General features: G+C 69.6%; 1 pseudogene. It reads left to right on the forward strand.

The window, feature by feature from the left end:
* Window positions 1–768, forward strand: a pseudogene (locus GYB81_RS23650) (LysR family transcriptional regulator); the annotation flags it as partial.
* Window positions 769–835 lie beyond the last annotated feature (67 nt).

Here is an 835-nt window from a genome sequence, read left to right on the forward strand (position 1 = left end):
ACCTCGATGTCCTCGATGGCGGCAGCTTCTCCGCCGCTGCGCGCAAGCACCCGCTCACCCCGTCCGCCGTGGCGCGCCGGATGGACGCCCTGGAACGCGCCGTCGGCAGCACTCTGCTGGTGCGCACCACCCATGCGGTGCGCGCCACTCCGGCCGGCCTGGCCTTCGCCGACCGCGCCCGGCGGATCGTCACCGAACTGCGCCTGGCCCGTGCCGAAGCGGTGTCCCTGAGCACCGCGCCGCAGGGCCTGATCCGTATCGATGCGCCGGTGCCCTTCGGCCGCCGCCACCTGGCCCCGGCGGTCGCCGACTTCCTCAAGGCCAACCCCGGCCTCGACGTGCAATTGCGCCTGATCGGCAGCTTCATCGACCTGCAGGGCGAACATCTCGGCGAGGTCGACCTGGTGTTGCGCGCCGGCCCGCTACCCGACAGCCGCCTGGTGGCCACCTCGCTAGCGCCGATGGTGCGGGTGGTCTGCGCCAGCCCGGAGTACCTGCGCGAACATGGCGTTCCCGCATCCCCCGGCGAACTGCCGGAGCATGCCGGCATCGATTGGGACAACCTGTCGCCACCCTATGCCTGGCGCTTCCAGCACGACGGCAAGCTCCAGCACCTGCGGCCGAAACGGACGCGGCTGGCCACCAATAACGCCGAAGCGATGGTCGACGCGGCGCTGGCCGGCCTCGGCATCGCCCACCTGCCGACCTGGGTAGGCAGCGAGTAACTGCAGCAGCAACGAACTCCAGGCGATATTCCGCGACGACGGCTAGCCCACCGCCGAGCCCACGAGACTCCTGAGCATCTCGTATGCCGTCTTCTGCTTGAAAAAAAAAA

The organism is Pseudomonas yangonensis (assembly GCF_009932725.1).
GTDB lineage: Bacteria > Pseudomonadota > Gammaproteobacteria > Pseudomonadales > Pseudomonadaceae > Aquipseudomonas > Aquipseudomonas yangonensis.